Origin of the sequence: Olleya sp. 1-3, from assembly GCF_002836085.1 — a bacterium.
Classification (GTDB): domain Bacteria; phylum Bacteroidota; class Bacteroidia; order Flavobacteriales; family Flavobacteriaceae; genus Olleya; species Olleya namhaensis.
The window spans coordinates 165,505-179,472 of the sequence record NZ_PJBW01000001.1; the positions used below are offsets into that span (position 1 = coordinate 165,505).

General features: G+C 34.7%; 15 protein-coding genes. 4 read left to right on the forward strand and 11 right to left on the reverse strand.

The window, feature by feature from the left end:
• Positions 1-447 precede the first annotated feature (447 nt).
• The 7 genes from CXF54_RS00660 to trmB all read right to left on the reverse strand — a co-directional run bounded on the left by CXF54_RS00660 (position 448) and on the right by trmB (position 5,948).
• Entirely contained in the window at positions 448-1,500 is a 1,053-nt protein-coding gene (locus CXF54_RS00660) for an NAD(P)/FAD-dependent oxidoreductase (protein WP_101202032.1), read from the reverse strand.
• Between the two features lie 240 nt (positions 1,501-1,740).
• A complete protein-coding gene (locus CXF54_RS00665; RefSeq protein ID WP_090836593.1) occupies positions 1,741-1,977 on the reverse strand; it encodes a NifU family protein in 237 nt (78 codons plus the stop codon).
• Positions 1,978-3,117: an Mrp/NBP35 family ATP-binding protein gene (locus tag CXF54_RS00670; protein WP_101202033.1), complete on the reverse strand. Its 1,140-nt coding sequence runs from the start codon at positions 3,115-3,117 to the stop codon at positions 1,978-1,980.
• Positions 3,118-3,393: 276 nt separating this feature from the next.
• The gene (locus CXF54_RS00675) at positions 3,394-4,281 is read right to left on the reverse strand and encodes a hypothetical protein (RefSeq protein ID WP_101202034.1); all 888 of its coding nucleotides are present in this window, start codon (positions 4,279-4,281) and stop codon (positions 3,394-3,396) included.
• Positions 4,282-4,300: 19 nt separating this feature from the next.
• Complete coding sequence (locus tag CXF54_RS00680; protein WP_090836596.1) at positions 4,301-4,636, reverse strand: MGMT family protein; 336 nt, start codon at positions 4,634-4,636, stop codon at positions 4,301-4,303.
• 4 nt (positions 4,637-4,640) lie between these two features.
• Complete coding sequence (locus tag CXF54_RS00685) at positions 4,641-5,270, reverse strand: LysE family translocator (protein WP_101202035.1); 630 nt, start codon at positions 5,268-5,270, stop codon at positions 4,641-4,643.
• 3 nt (positions 5,271-5,273) lie between these two features.
• Complete coding sequence (gene trmB / locus CXF54_RS00690; protein ID WP_090836600.1) at positions 5,274-5,948, reverse strand: tRNA (guanosine(46)-N7)-methyltransferase TrmB; 675 nt, start codon at positions 5,946-5,948, stop codon at positions 5,274-5,276.
• A 126-nt stretch (positions 5,949-6,074) separates the two neighbouring features.
• Here trmB and CXF54_RS00695 point away from each other — a divergent pair, with 126 nt between their 5' ends.
• A complete protein-coding gene (locus CXF54_RS00695) occupies positions 6,075-7,190 on the forward strand; it encodes a glycosyltransferase (protein WP_232782543.1) in 1,116 nt (371 codons plus the stop codon).
• Here the strand turns inward: CXF54_RS00695 and CXF54_RS00700 are convergent.
• Positions 7,159-8,208 carry a sensor histidine kinase gene (locus tag CXF54_RS00700; RefSeq protein WP_232782558.1) on the reverse strand — a complete coding sequence of 350 codons (1,050 nt, stop codon included), beginning with the start codon at positions 8,206-8,208 and terminating at the stop codon, positions 7,159-7,161. The genes CXF54_RS00695 and CXF54_RS00700 overlap by 32 nt on opposite strands.
• A complete protein-coding gene (locus tag CXF54_RS00705) occupies positions 8,208-8,891 on the reverse strand; it encodes a response regulator transcription factor (protein WP_101202037.1) in 684 nt (227 codons plus the stop codon). Before CXF54_RS00705 ends, CXF54_RS00700 begins: the two co-directional genes overlap by 1 nt.
• A 279-nt stretch (positions 8,892-9,170) precedes the next feature.
• Between CXF54_RS00705 and CXF54_RS00710 the strand changes: the two genes are divergently transcribed.
• Both CXF54_RS00710 and CXF54_RS00715 read left to right on the forward strand, forming a co-directional pair.
• Positions 9,171-9,935 (forward strand): T9SS type A sorting domain-containing protein, encoded by a 765-nt coding sequence (locus tag CXF54_RS00710; protein WP_101202038.1) that lies wholly within the window; start codon positions 9,171-9,173, stop codon positions 9,933-9,935.
• Positions 9,936-10,015: 80 nt separating this feature from the next.
• Positions 10,016-10,996, forward strand: a complete 981-nt coding sequence (locus CXF54_RS00715; protein ID WP_101202039.1) for an acyl transferase — start codon at positions 10,016-10,018, stop codon at positions 10,994-10,996.
• A gap of 123 nt (positions 10,997-11,119) precedes the next feature.
• Here CXF54_RS00715 and tyrS read toward each other — a convergent pair whose 3' ends face one another.
• On the reverse strand, positions 11,120-12,430 hold the full coding sequence (gene tyrS, locus CXF54_RS00720; protein WP_101202040.1) for a tyrosine--tRNA ligase: 1,311 nt from the start codon (positions 12,428-12,430) through the stop codon (positions 11,120-11,122).
• Positions 12,431-12,517: 87 nt separating this feature from the next.
• Between tyrS and CXF54_RS00725 the strand changes: the two genes are divergently transcribed.
• Complete coding sequence (locus CXF54_RS00725; protein WP_101202041.1) at positions 12,518-13,525, forward strand: NAD-dependent epimerase/dehydratase family protein; 1,008 nt, start codon at positions 12,518-12,520, stop codon at positions 13,523-13,525.
• Positions 13,526-13,533: 8 nt separating this feature from the next.
• On the opposite strand, the gene CXF54_RS00730 is transcribed toward CXF54_RS00725, so the two are convergent.
• Positions 13,534-13,965 (reverse strand): DUF4296 domain-containing protein, encoded by a 432-nt coding sequence (locus CXF54_RS00730; RefSeq protein ID WP_143067766.1) that lies wholly within the window; start codon positions 13,963-13,965, stop codon positions 13,534-13,536.
• Between the last annotated feature and the right edge of the window lie 3 nt (positions 13,966-13,968).

The following is a 13,968-nucleotide window of genomic DNA, read 5'->3' on the forward strand; positions in this document are numbered from 1 at the left end:
GGTTGTACTACCTTTTTGGGGTAATGTTACTCAACTTTTTTTTTACTTGTGTGATCCTGAAACTAGTTCAGGATGACATTTGTTGTTGCTATTGTGTTTTATTGTTCACTTTGTGGGTGACTTTGCTTTTTTTACTTTGCTTGTGTGATCCTGAAACTAGTTCAGGATGACGTAGTGGGTGTTATTGTGTTTGATGTTACTTTGTTGTTATGTTTTACTACTAACGACCCTTCGACTGCGCTCAGGGTGACACTTGATGTTGCTATCGTCTTTTATTGCTAACTACCCTTCGACTGCGCTCAGGATGACATTTGATGTTGCTACACTATATTACCTACTGCATATCAAATTTAATGCCTTTTTTGATATAAAAAAAGACCTCACTGATTTTAAAATCTATGAGGTCCAAGTCTTTATATTTTAGATTTTAAAAATCTTAGCATTACTTTAATCAATTGCTTTTACAACTGCTTTTGGTGCTTCTTTACGTGTTCCGTCAAATCCATCCACACCACTTACTGTTGTATACTTTAATACGTAACGTTTTCCTGGATTAATGATTTGATAGGCTGATTGACACATTAATGTCGCCTCATGGAAGCCACAAAGGATTAATTTTAATTTTCCTGGATAAGTGTTTACATCTCCAATAGCATAAATCCCAGGTATATTAGTTTGATAGTCTAAAGCATTATTAACTTTAATGGCATTTTTTTCTATCTCTAATCCCCAGTTTGCAATTGGCCCTAATTTTGGCGATAAACCAAATAGAGGCACAAAATGATCACATGGTTTTGTAAACGTCTCGTCACCTTGCTTTACAACAATAGCTTCTACTTTTCCGTTACCTTCTACTCCAACAACCTCAGCGGGTGTGATTAGATTAATTTTACCAGCGTTTTTAAGTTCTTGTACTTTTTCTACAGAATCTAAATGCCCTCTAAACTCGCTACGTCTGTGTATTAACGTTACTTCTGATGCGATATCGCTTAGATAAATACTCCAATCTAAAGCAGAATCTCCTCCACCTGCAATAACCACTTTTTTATCTCTGTAAAACTCAGGTTCTTTTATAATATACTCGACACCATGATCTTCAAAACTTGCTAGATTATCAATTGCTGGTTTACGAGGTTCAAAACTACCTAAACCTCCTGCAATTGCTACTACTGGTGCTTGGTGTTGTGTGCCTTTATTAGTGGTTACTATAAATGAGCCGTCCTCTTGTTTTTCTATGGTTTCTGCACGCTCTCCCTGTGTAAATCCTGGTTCAAATTGCTTGCATTGCTCCATTAACTTATGCGTTAAATCGCCAGCAAGAATTTCTGGATAGGCAGGAATATCATAAATAGGTTTCTTTGGATAAATCTCTGAACATTGCCCACCTGGTTGTGGTAATGCATCTATTAAATGACATTTAAGTTTTAATAATCCTGCTTCAAACACTGCGAAAAGACCCGTTGGTCCTGCGCCTATTATTAGTATGTCTGTTTTAATCATTCTGTAACTTTTTCTTAATGGTCTTTAGCTTTTGGCTATTGACTTTTTAAACATGGCTTACTGCTTTGCGCTAACAAAGGTAAACTAAGCGTTTGTCTAATTTTATGACTTTTGTTAGCTTTTACTCCTGCGTTAGGGGTGGAATACTTCGACTACGTTGAGTACAAGTTTACTACTTGAGCACCTCGCAGAGTGCGATTAGTAAGCAGCCGATCCTTGTGGTAACGTCCAAACTATTTTTTACCCTACGTTAATGACACGCTCTATCTGTGGTGCGTACTTTTTGATGGTCATTTCTACGCCTGACTTTAACGTCATTTGGTTGACACTACATGAGGTACACGCGCCTTCTAACTGCACTTTTACTTCGTTATTTTCTATTGACAATAGGGTGATATCACCGCCATCGTTTTGTAAAAAAGGACGAATTTCTTCTAGTGCTTTTTCTACGTTTAGTCTTAGCTCTTCTGTTGTCATTTATTTTTTATTAACTGCAGAACATCCTGCCATAGTGGTTATTTTGATAGCTTCGGTAGCTGGTAAATTATCGTTTCTGTCCACAACTTGCTGCACTACATTTTGCGTAATTTTTTCAAACGCTTTTTCTAATGGTGTTCCGGTTTGCATTGCTGCTGGACGACCAACATCTCCTGCCTCACGAATACTTTGTACTAAAGGTAGCTCTCCTAACAATGGTACTTGTAAGTCTTCTGCTAAGTGTTTTGCACCTTCTTTACCAAAGATATAATATTTGTTATCTGGTAATTCTGCTGGTGTAAAGTAAGCCATGTTTTCTATAATTCCTAAAACCGGTACGTTAATACTTTCTTGTTGGAACATTGCAACTCCTTTTTTAGCATCTGCCAAAGCTACTGTTTGTGGTGTACTTACAATTACTGCTCCGGTGATTGGTAGTGATTGCATGATACTTAAATGGATGTCTCCGGTTCCTGGAGGCAAGTCCAATAATAGAAAATCTAACTCGCCCCAAGCAGCATCAAAAATCATTTGATTTAATGCTTTGGCTGCCATTGGCCCTCTCCAAACGACTGCTTGATCTGGTTTTGTAAAAAACCCGATAGATAATATTTTAACCCCGTAGTTTTCTACAGGTTTCATTTTTGATTTACCGTCTACTGTTGTTGATAATGGACGCTCTGACGCCACATCAAACATAATTGGCATTGATGGTCCGTAAATATCAGCATCTAAAACACCAACTTTAAAGCCCATTTTTGCTAATGTTACCGCAAGGTTTGCTGTTACTGTAGATTTACCTACCCCTCCTTTTCCTGAGGCTACAGCTACAATATTTTTGATACCCGGAATGTGTTTTCCCTTGATTACATTAGGTGCTGACTTTTCTGGTGCATCTACCGTAACGTTAATTTTAATCTTAGCTTTTTCGTACACGTTTTTATGGATGGCTTGTAGAATTTCTACTTCCGTCTTTTTACGTGCTTGAAGTGCTGGGTTTTTTATTGTAATGTCTACAATAACCTCGTCTGCAAAAGTGACAACGTTTGTTATTGCTCCGCTTTCTACCATGTTTTGTCCTTCTCCAGGAACGGTTATGGTTTCTAAGGCTTTAAGTATGTCTTGCTTGTTTAATTTCATTTTTTTGCTAGAAAAAAAGAGATTAGAAAGGAGAACTTGGACTGTTGTCGCATTCTCAAAACCAACTCTTGATAATAAATAACTAATTCAGAATGATTCTAAAGTGCAAAGATACTACATAAAGCTTGAAGAATGAAGCGCTAGGTTTGTTGTTTTTTATGGTGTGATAGTTACAATTTATGATGGTGGTTTGGGATTTTAATAAAGAAAATGACTCTATTTTTATACAAACAAAAAAATTACAATTACTATCAAAAAAGCCGGCAATACAGCTATTTAATCAAAATCTAGAAAGATTAGTTTTCTTTTACCATTTGGTTGTCCATTTATAGTCTCTGAAAGTCGGGCTTCCATTGCAACTACCTGTTCTACTTTATCAAATTGAGAATAATTGATCTGCCCATCAAAGGTATTAGAATAATACACACGGTCTGAAGACATTAACTTAACCCTTATTTTAGTATTATAATCTCCAGCATATCTTTTTACCGTAGACACAATACTATGATTTGGTTTTAACAAATAGTTTTCAAATCCGCTTCCACAAATAAACCCCGGAACATAATTATATTCAATAGGTTTCCAATCTCCATTTTTATCTTTTGCCTCTAATAATGTATACAATCCTCCGTTAAGAATAGAGCCTGAAACCACAGTGTTAGCCTTACTATTATTTTGGACAAAAACAAGATAGGTTGCAAAATGCTTACGCTCTCTTATAGCTTTTAACGCTTTAGTCTTGGTTCTAAAATCTGCATAGGAAAAATCCGCATAAACATAGTCATAACTTTCAGAGACGGAATTATAGGTTGAATCCGTAATTTTTGGAGGTGGCGGAGGCGTAAACTCAGAAAAAAGAATATCCGACGTATGAAAATCTGAAGCACTAGCATCTACATATACGGTTATACTATCACTTTTTAAATCTTTCCAATTACCACTATAATTTTCGGGATTATAAATTGAAGTCTTAGACAAATCCAAAGTGTCTTTTATATTTAGTCCGTAAACAACGGAACTAGACTTTAACATCTGCTTTGAGTTTAACTGAATAATAGTATCATAAGCAGCTGTAAGTACAACTGGGTAATTTGATCGTTCCTTATCGTTACATGCTGAAAGCACAATAAATAAAACAAGTAATGTTAGGGGATAATTTTTCATGAGAACTAATTATCAACAATTATTCCGAAAGTAACTCTGAAGGATTCCAAAAGTGAGTCTCTAAGTTTTGTATTTGGTTATCGATAACCTCAATGCCTTCGCTCTCTAATAATTGTTGCATTAGATTGGTTCCATCAAAATGATGTTTTCCGGTTAGCAAGCCTTTACGATTTACTACGCGATGTGCGGGAACATCTTTACTGTGTGAACCATTCATGGCATACCCTACCATTCTAGCACCACGATTAGCGCCTAAATAATTAGCAATAGCACCATAACTTGTGACACGACCATGGGGGATTTGACGTGCTACCTCATACACTCTTTCGAAAAAATTAAGTGTTTCTGGTTTCATATTACTAGTAGTCTTTTATGATATTTACTAGCGTCACAACAGCTATAATACCTGTTATGGAACCAATAATATAATTCATGTTTTTTTGCGACTTTAGTTTTTCGTTCTTGATTTTTTTCAAGAAAAACACATAGCAATATAACATTACAAATGTCCCTATTGCTGCTCCTGCCACATAAGAGGTAATATTATAGTTATCTAGTGTGATTAGTCCTAAACTGGCCAATGTAACACTCATATATGCTTGATACGGAATAGGAAACACGTTTAAAGCAGACAGAAACATACCGTAAAAAAACTGACTACGTTTACTTTTACGCTCGTCTTCTTTATGTGGTTTGGCTTCTTTTTTTGCTAATAGGAAAAAATAAACGGTGATAATTACAAATAATACAAATGCTACTTTTTGTAACATTTGCACTGTTTCTGGGTTTCTACTTAAATAACGCGCAAAAATAACAGCAATTAAGGTTTGTACGATTACAATAACGCAAACGCCTAACGAAAATACTAATCCACGACTATACCCTTCTTTTATACTAATTTTTGCAGCGGTCATGTTTAGCAGACCAGGCGGAATAACGCCGACTAATGCAATACATAAGCTAATAAAAAAGGTAATTGTTAAATTCAATAGTTAGTTAATTTTAAACCGAATATACGTAATTGGTTTGTTTTGCTCTAAATAGATACTCTCATAATGTGTTTGAATGTCCGTTACTTCTTCCGGACTTCCTTCTTGTCTGTACACATCGTTATTAGCATGTAGCACCTCGTGGCCTTCTCCATGTAATAATCCAAGGGTATACCCATGCATAAACTCTGAGTCCGTTTTTAGATTCATGATACCATCTGGTTTTAAAATGTTTTTGTAACGTTTTAAAAATGCAGAATTGGTCATTCTATGCTTTGTGCGCTTATATTTTATTTGTGGGTCTGGAAACGTAATCCAGATTTCGTCAACTTCGTTTTCTGCAAAAACAGATTCTACCAACTCTATTTGAGTACGGATAAAGGCAACGTTTGGCATCTTATCTTCTGTTGCTGTTTTGGCTCCTCTCCAAAAACGCGCCCCTTTAATGTCAATACCAATAAAGTTTTTGTTTGGGTATTTTTTACCTAAAGCAACACTATACTCTCCCTTACCACATCCTAATTCTAGGACTAAAGGATTGTTGTTTTTAAACACGTTTTTATTCCAGTTTCCTTTATGCTGGTAAACCTCGTCTACTAATTGGCTTCTAGATGGTTGAAACACATTATCAAAGGTTTCGTTCTCTCTAAATCTTTTTTGCTTGTTCTTGCTACCCACTTCTTAACTATTTGTTATTTCTGGCGTAAAATTAAGGAAATATAGTTAAGTAGGTTTATGATTACCTTTGATTTTGATATTTTATGCGTTAAGGATGGAAGTGACATCCTTTTTTTGCTGCCATAAATGGCAAAAAAAGATATAACGGACAGCCTGACCTTTTTAGGTAACGCCCAAATTACTATAATGAAAAAACGAATTCTTATTGCACCTTTAAATTGGGGAATTGGTCATGCGACGCGTTGCATACCGATAATACATGCTTTGATTGCAAATGGTTTTGAGCCCGTTATTGCTAGTGATGGTCAAGCGTTGCAATTATTGTCTAAAGAATTTGAGCAACTTACCTTTATAACGCTGCCTGCATATAACGTTAAATATTCTAAGTCTAAACAGTGGTTTAAATGGCACATGCTGTTACAATTACCGAAAATTAGAAAAGCGATTAGGAAAGAACATGCGTTAGTGGATCAAATTATTTTGGATTATGATATCCAAGGGATTATTTCTGACAATAGGATGGGTGTGAATTCTAAACGTGTGCCTTCCGTTTTTATCACGCACCAATTAAATGTAATGAGTGGCAGTACGACCGCATTAAGCACTTTTTTTCATGACCGTTATTTAAATAAATTTGACGCTTGCTGGATTCCTGACTTTGAAAACACACCTAATTTAAGCGGAAAACTTGGTCATGATTTTAAACCTAAGGGATTACAACTACATTATATTGGACCGCTAAGCAGATTAGAAAAAGAGGCTTTAAAGCCGAAATATGACTTGATGGTTTTGTTGTCTGGTCCTGAGCCACAACGTACCCTTTTAGAAGAACAACTGTTATCTGATTTGATTAATTATAAAGGAAAAGTTGTTTTTGTACGCGGTAAAATTGAAGCAGAACAGACCGTGATGCACGAAACGCCTTTTACTATTTATAATTTTATGCAGACTGAAGAATTGCAAAATGCAATTAACAGAAGTCAGCTTATTATTTCTAGATCCGGGTATACAACAATTATGGACTTGGCTAAACTTGGTAAACAAGCCTTTTTTATACCAACTCCAGGACAGTTTGAACAGGAATATCTAGCTAATTATTTAGACAAAAACGGGACTATTGCTAGCTGCAGTCAATCGGATTTTACGTTAGACCAACTAGACCGTGTGACTAATTATAGTGGCTTTAAGAGTTTTGAAAATACGATTGATTTTACACACTTGTTTTCGCTTTTTCAAGCGTAAAAGAGAACTCACTACCGATATTAATTTCGCTTTCTACGTATATTTTTTCTTCGTGTGCCTCTACAATATGTTTGACTATTGCAAGTCCTAATCCTGAACCACCTTCTTTACGTGATCCACTTTTATCGACTCTGTAAAAACGCTCGAACAATCTTGGGATATTTTTTTTCTCTATCCCTTCTCCATTATCCGTAACTCTTACAATAACCTTGTTTTTAATAAGCTTTTCTATGCTTACTTCCGTAGTTCCTTTTTCGCGCCCGTACTTAATTGAGTTAACAATTAGATTAGTAAGCACTTGCTGTATACGCTCCGCATCACCAACTACCATTATTGGATGCTTGTAATGCATGTCAAACGTTAGTGTGATTTTCTTTTTAGCAGCTTTCATTTCTAACAGCTCAAAAACACTTTGCACTAATTGTATAATATCAAAAGGGGCAACATCTAAACTTAAGTCTCCAACTTCTAATTTAGTTATCATGTCTAAATCTTTGACTATATAAATTAGACGCTCTACTCCTTTATTGGCACGCTCTAAATATTTTCCAGAAACATTAGGATCATTGATTGCACCATCCAACAAGGTTTCTAGATAGCCTTGCACGGTAAATAGCGGCGTTTTAAGCTCGTGCGAGACATTACCCATAAATTCTTTACGGTACTCTTCACGGACTGTTAGGGTTTCGATTTCTATTTTTTTGTTTTTAGCAAATTGATCTATTTGCTGCGTCAACGTTGCCATGTCTGTCGTGATACTATTTTTTCTAAAACTGACAGACTCTAACAATGTTAGGTCTTTATATATTTTATTGATCCGTTTGTAGATAAACTTCTCAACTCTAAATTGGGTAATTACAAACGAGACGCTAAATGTGGCAAATGCAAACAATAAGATCTGCCCAACGTTTAGTGCATACAACACATACAAAAAGACACTCATGAGTAGTGTTAAAAAAACAGTGATTAAAAACGATGTTTTTAATGCAAATTTATACGTCTTTTTTAATTTCAAAATTACTCTACAAATTTATAGCCAACACCTTTGACTGTCTTAAAACTTTGGTCTCCAATTTTTTCGCGTAGCTTACGGATATGCACATCAATGGTACGTCCACCAACAACAACCTCGTTACCCCAAACACGATCTAAAATATCTTCTCTTTTAAAGACTTTACCTGGTTTTGATGCTAATAAAGATAATAGTTCAAACTCTTTTCTTGGTAACACAATTTCGGTTCCGTCTAAAACAATTTTGTACTCTTCTCTATTAATAACTAAGTTACCTATAGTCATTAAAGACCCCGCAGGCTCTTCAGATTTTAAACGTCTTAATAGTGCCTTTACTTTACTAACTAATACTTTTGGCTTGATTGGTTTTGTAATATAATCATCCGCGCCAGCATCAAATCCTGCTACTTGAGAGTAATCCTCTCCTCTAGCAGTTAAAAAAGTAATTAGTGTACTACTAAGCTCTGGCAGTTTACGGATAGCCTCACAAGCTTCAATACCGTCCATTTCAGGCATCATAACATCTAAAATAATAAGTTGTGGCTTTTCTTTTTTGGCTTTTTTTATAGCCTCTAAACCGTTTTTAGCAGTTGATACTTGATAGCCTTCATTGGTTAAATTATAACCAATAATTTCTAAAATATCTGGCTCATCATCGACTAAAAGAATTTTAATGTCTTTTTTGTTCATAGACTGGAAACTTGAATTTAATTTATAGTTATGTTACGGTAAAGATAAAGTTATTACTAAAACTTTTAGTTTTAAAATGATTAATAACATTAACATAACATAGCTATTATTTTTAAGTAATTATAATTTACTCAAAATCAAGCACCAACTACCCTTCTGACTTTCAAAGCTTTAATAACTGTGTTATTAAAATGTAAAACTACAGTCTAAAAAACAAAAGAACGATAATTACTACAAAATTCTCCTTATCTTTAGTACCTAACTTTTTAAATTACAACTATGAAAAAACTTTACACTTTACTTTTTACTTTAACAATTATGATGTCCGCTAACAGTGTTTTGGCACAGGGAATGGAGACTTTTACAAATCTTGGTCTCTCAGGAACGTCTTATGTAGACGGATCTTTTGTGGGTGACGACGCCGTAACTTGGAACTACATCCAATGTAGAGATGAGAACGGAGATAACAACAATTCTGGAATTGACGGTAAAGGGATTATGTTAAGACGTATTTCTGACAACAGTGCAATTTCTGCTCAATCAGGAGCTAATGGTGTTGGCGCTGTTACCTTTAAACTTTACAAAGGTTTCACTGGTGGTGGTGACAGACAAGTGGAATTATTTGTAAACGGAACGTCTTACGGAACCTCAACACCTTTTGACGACTTTACTGAGCATGTTTTTACTGCAACTGGTATTGACGTTACAGGAGATGTTGTTATTGAAATTAAAAACATTACTAGCAAGCAAGTTATTGTGGATGATGTGACTTGGTCTGCATCTGGACAAGCACTATCTACAGATAGATTTGAAGCTACAGAATTTGCGATATTTCCGAATCCTACAACGCAAGGTTTTGTAACTATCAAAACTACATCAAGCCAACCTACAACGGTTGTTGCTTTTGATGTTTTAGGAAAACAAGTTTTAAATACGGTTTTAAAAACTAACCGATTAGATGTGTCTGACTTAAATGCAGGTGTCTATATTTTACAACTAACACAAAACGGAACTACGACAACTAAAAAATTAGTGGTGCAATAATTATTAAACCTTAACATTTTTAAAGCGTTGCTAATAGCAACGCTTTTTTTATTTTCAATACTTTTGTGTTTTATAATAACATGACCCTTACAAACGACATATTTAACATTACTTCAGACGCCCAATTTAAAGCTGCAGCTTTAGAGGTGTTCCGTTTTCAGTTTGAAAACAATAACATTTATCGCTCGTTTTGCGATTTACTGTATGTTAACCCCAGTGATGTTTCAGAATTACATCAGATTCCTTATTTACCCATTCAGTTTTTTAAATCACACGCCGTTTTAAGTTCTAAAGCCCCTATTAAAACAACGTTTACTAGTAGTGGTACCACAGGACAAGTTACAAGTAAGCATCACGTCACTGATTTAAGTGTGTATGAGGCCAGTTTTAAAAAAGGGTTTGATCACTTTTATGGCAACATTGAAGATTACACCATTTTAGCACTATTGCCTAATTATTTAGAACGCGAAGGCTCATCCTTAGTGTATATGGTAGACCATCTAATTAAAGATTCTAACAAACCAAAAAGCGGGTTTTATCTTAACAATTTAGAGGAATTAAAAGACACTTTAATAGCACTAGATACAGCTGGAGAAAAAGTGTTACTAATAGGCGTATCTTTTGCGCTTTTGGATTTAATTGAAGCCCATCCTTTTAGTCTTAACAACACTATTATAATGGAAACTGGCGGGATGAAAGGACGACGCAAAGAATTAATACGACAAGAATTACATACTATTTTAAAACAAGGTTTTGGTGTGGATGCTATCCATAGCGAATATGGTATGACCGAGTTATTAAGTCAAGCTTACTCCAAAGGACATGGTATTTTTAACTGTCCGCCTTGGATGAAACTATTAACTAGAGATACAGAAGATGCTTTAACCGTTTTTGATAGCCCAAAAACAGGTGGTATTAATGTTATTGATTTAGCAAACATTAATTCTTGTAGTTTTATTGCTACTCAAGATTTAGGAAAAACTTACGCCAATAGAGACTTTGAGATTATTGGTCGTTTTGACAATAGCGATATTAGAGGTTGTAATTTAATGGTTTTGTAAGGCCATTAAAAAACCACGACTAAAGACTTATGAAAAAGAAAAATTAGTTTTAGTTGATTAACTGATTTTATAAAAAAAAAGCCTGCTTAAATTTAAGCAGGCTTTTTTTGTGACCAATTATAATTAAATTGCTTTAATTATAAAGGTGCTTTTCTTACCTCTATTAATCACAATATACTTATCGTTAATTAAATCCTGAGTCGTAATTGTATACGCATCTGTTACTTTATCTTTATTTACAGATACTGAGTTTTCTTTTAATGCACGACGCGCTTCTCCGTTACTTCCTAAAAAGTCAGTCTCAGCAGATAATGCCGCAATCATATCTAAACCAGCTTCAATTTTATCCATTGACACCTCAGCTTGTGGCACACCTTCAAAAACGTCTAAAAACAAGCTCTCATCCAGTTGTCTAATTTCATTTTTAAAATCTTTACTAAATAATATACCTGATGCTTTTATAGCGTTATCTAATGCCTCTTTAGAATGTACAAACGTCGTTACCTCTTCAGCTAATCGTTTTTGTAACGCTCTAAATCCTGGATTTTCTTTATGTTCTGCTATTAACGCTTCAACAGTTTCTTTATCTAAAAAGGTAAAGATTTTGATATACTTTTCTGCATCTTCATCAGAACTGTTTAACCAAAATTGGTAAAATTTATAAACACTAGTTTTATCGACATCTAACCAAACATTACCACCTTCACTCTTACCAAATTTACTACCGTCTGCTTTTGTAATTAACGGGCAAGTCATAGCGTAAGCCTTAGCTTTCTCGTCACCTACATTCATACGTCTTACTAACTCTGTACCTGTAGTAATGTTTCCCCATTGGTCACTTCCTCCCATTTGCAGTTTGCAATTCATGGTTTTGTGTAAATGGTAAAAATCGTATCCTTGGATTAATTGGTAAGTAAACTCTGTAAAACTCATTCCTACATTACCTTCTTCTCCTGACAAACGTTTTTTAACGCTATCCTTAGCCATCATATAGTTTACTGTAATACGCTTACCAACGTCACGTGCAAAGTCTATAAATGAAAAGGTTTTCATCCAGTCATAATTATTAACTAAAACTGGAGCATTTTTAGCGGTAGAGTTAAAATCTAAAAATCGTGATAACACGCTTTTAATTCCTGCTACGTTATGGTTTAAAGTTGCTTCGTCTAATAAGTTACGCTCGTCACTTTTTCCTGACGGGTCACCAATCATTCCTGTTGCACCACCAATTAAAGCCACAGGTTTATGTCCTGCTTTTTCTAAATGTACTAATATTATAATTGGCACTAAACTACCAATGTGTAACGAGTCTGAAGTTGGATCAAAACCAATATAGGCAGAGGTCATCTCTTTATCAAGTTGCTCTTCGGTTCCTGGCATGATATCGTGTACCATCCCTCTCCATCTTAATTCTTCTACAAATGCGTTAGCCATTTTAGTGTGGTTTTAGTTTTGAATTGGCAAAGATAAAAATCGTGTTATAAACTACATACAATATCTAATATTTATTACCTTCGGGATATGATTTTAGTTACAGGAGGAACTGGTTTGGTAGGCGCACATTTATTATTTAAATTATTAAATGATAATCAATCTGTACGTGCTATTTATAGAACTGAGAAAAAATTTAAAACGGTTAAACGTATTTTTAGTTATTATACTAAAAACCCAGAGGTCCTTTTTAATAAAATTGATTGGGTTGAAGCTGATTTAAATGACATCCCTTCCTTAACAGAGGCATTTGTAGGTATAGACTATGTTTACCATTGTGCTGCATTTGTTTCTTTTGAACCTAACAAATTTGATTTATTACAGAAAACCAATATTGAAGGAACTGCTAATATTGTCAATTTTTGCATTGCTGAAAAGGTAAAAAAACTCTGTTACGTGAGCTCAATTGCGGCTATTGGAACGCCTCCTATTGCAACTAACCAAATTACTGAAGACACAGAGTGGAATCCAGAATTTGATAATAGTGTTTATGCTATCACTAAATATGGCGCGGAACTAGAAGTATGGCGTGGGACGCAAGAAGGGTTAGATGCTGTAATTGTAAATCCGGGAATTATAATTGGACCTGGCATTTGGAATTACGGAAGTGGCTCTTTAATTACTATGGTTAATAAAGGCATGTCTTACTACACAACAGGAAGCACTGGATATATTGATGTGAATGATGTGGTTAATTGTATGGTGCAATTATTAAATAGTCCTATAAAAAACGAACGCTATATATTAACCTCAGAAATACTTACGTTTAAAGATTTTATATACAAAACTGCAGCACACTTAGGTGTTACACCTCCAAAAAAGGAAGCCTCTGCTGTATTATTAGCTATTGGATGGCGTTTGGATTGGTTAAAACACAAACTAACAGGAAAGCGTCGTATATTATCTAAACAAACAGCACAATCCGCTTTGTCCACCAGTCAATTTAGTAACACTAAAACAACAGCTGCTTTAGACTACACATTTAAAACCATTGATCAAAGTCTAAAAGACACCATAGCCTGTTTTAAAAAACAATAAATACGAGGTTATTCTTTCTTTAAAGGCCCACTTGGTGCTTGTGGCTTTTTTTCAAACTTTTTCTTTTCTTTCTTTAGCTTGTCTTCTTTTATTTTTTGTTCAGCCTTATAACTAGTTCTTAAAACCTCAAGTCTTTTTTTAACAGTAACGTACATCTCGTTATATTTTTCAATATCGTACGCATAATAATTATTACTATTAGCGAATTGAGCGCTATCTATTTTATGTTTATTGTAGATAAAAGTATCAGGAACAATCCCTCTATTTTCTAATTCTCTTTTGTTAATACCTTTAGCCGAAGACATAATTGTTAAATCCAATAAGACATCCACCATTTTATCCTCGCTTAATAAATTTGCAGGTTTTTCTGGCTTTTGCACACCATAACACGACACAAAAAATAAAACGATAAGACTATATAGTAAGATGTTTGGTTTCAAAAT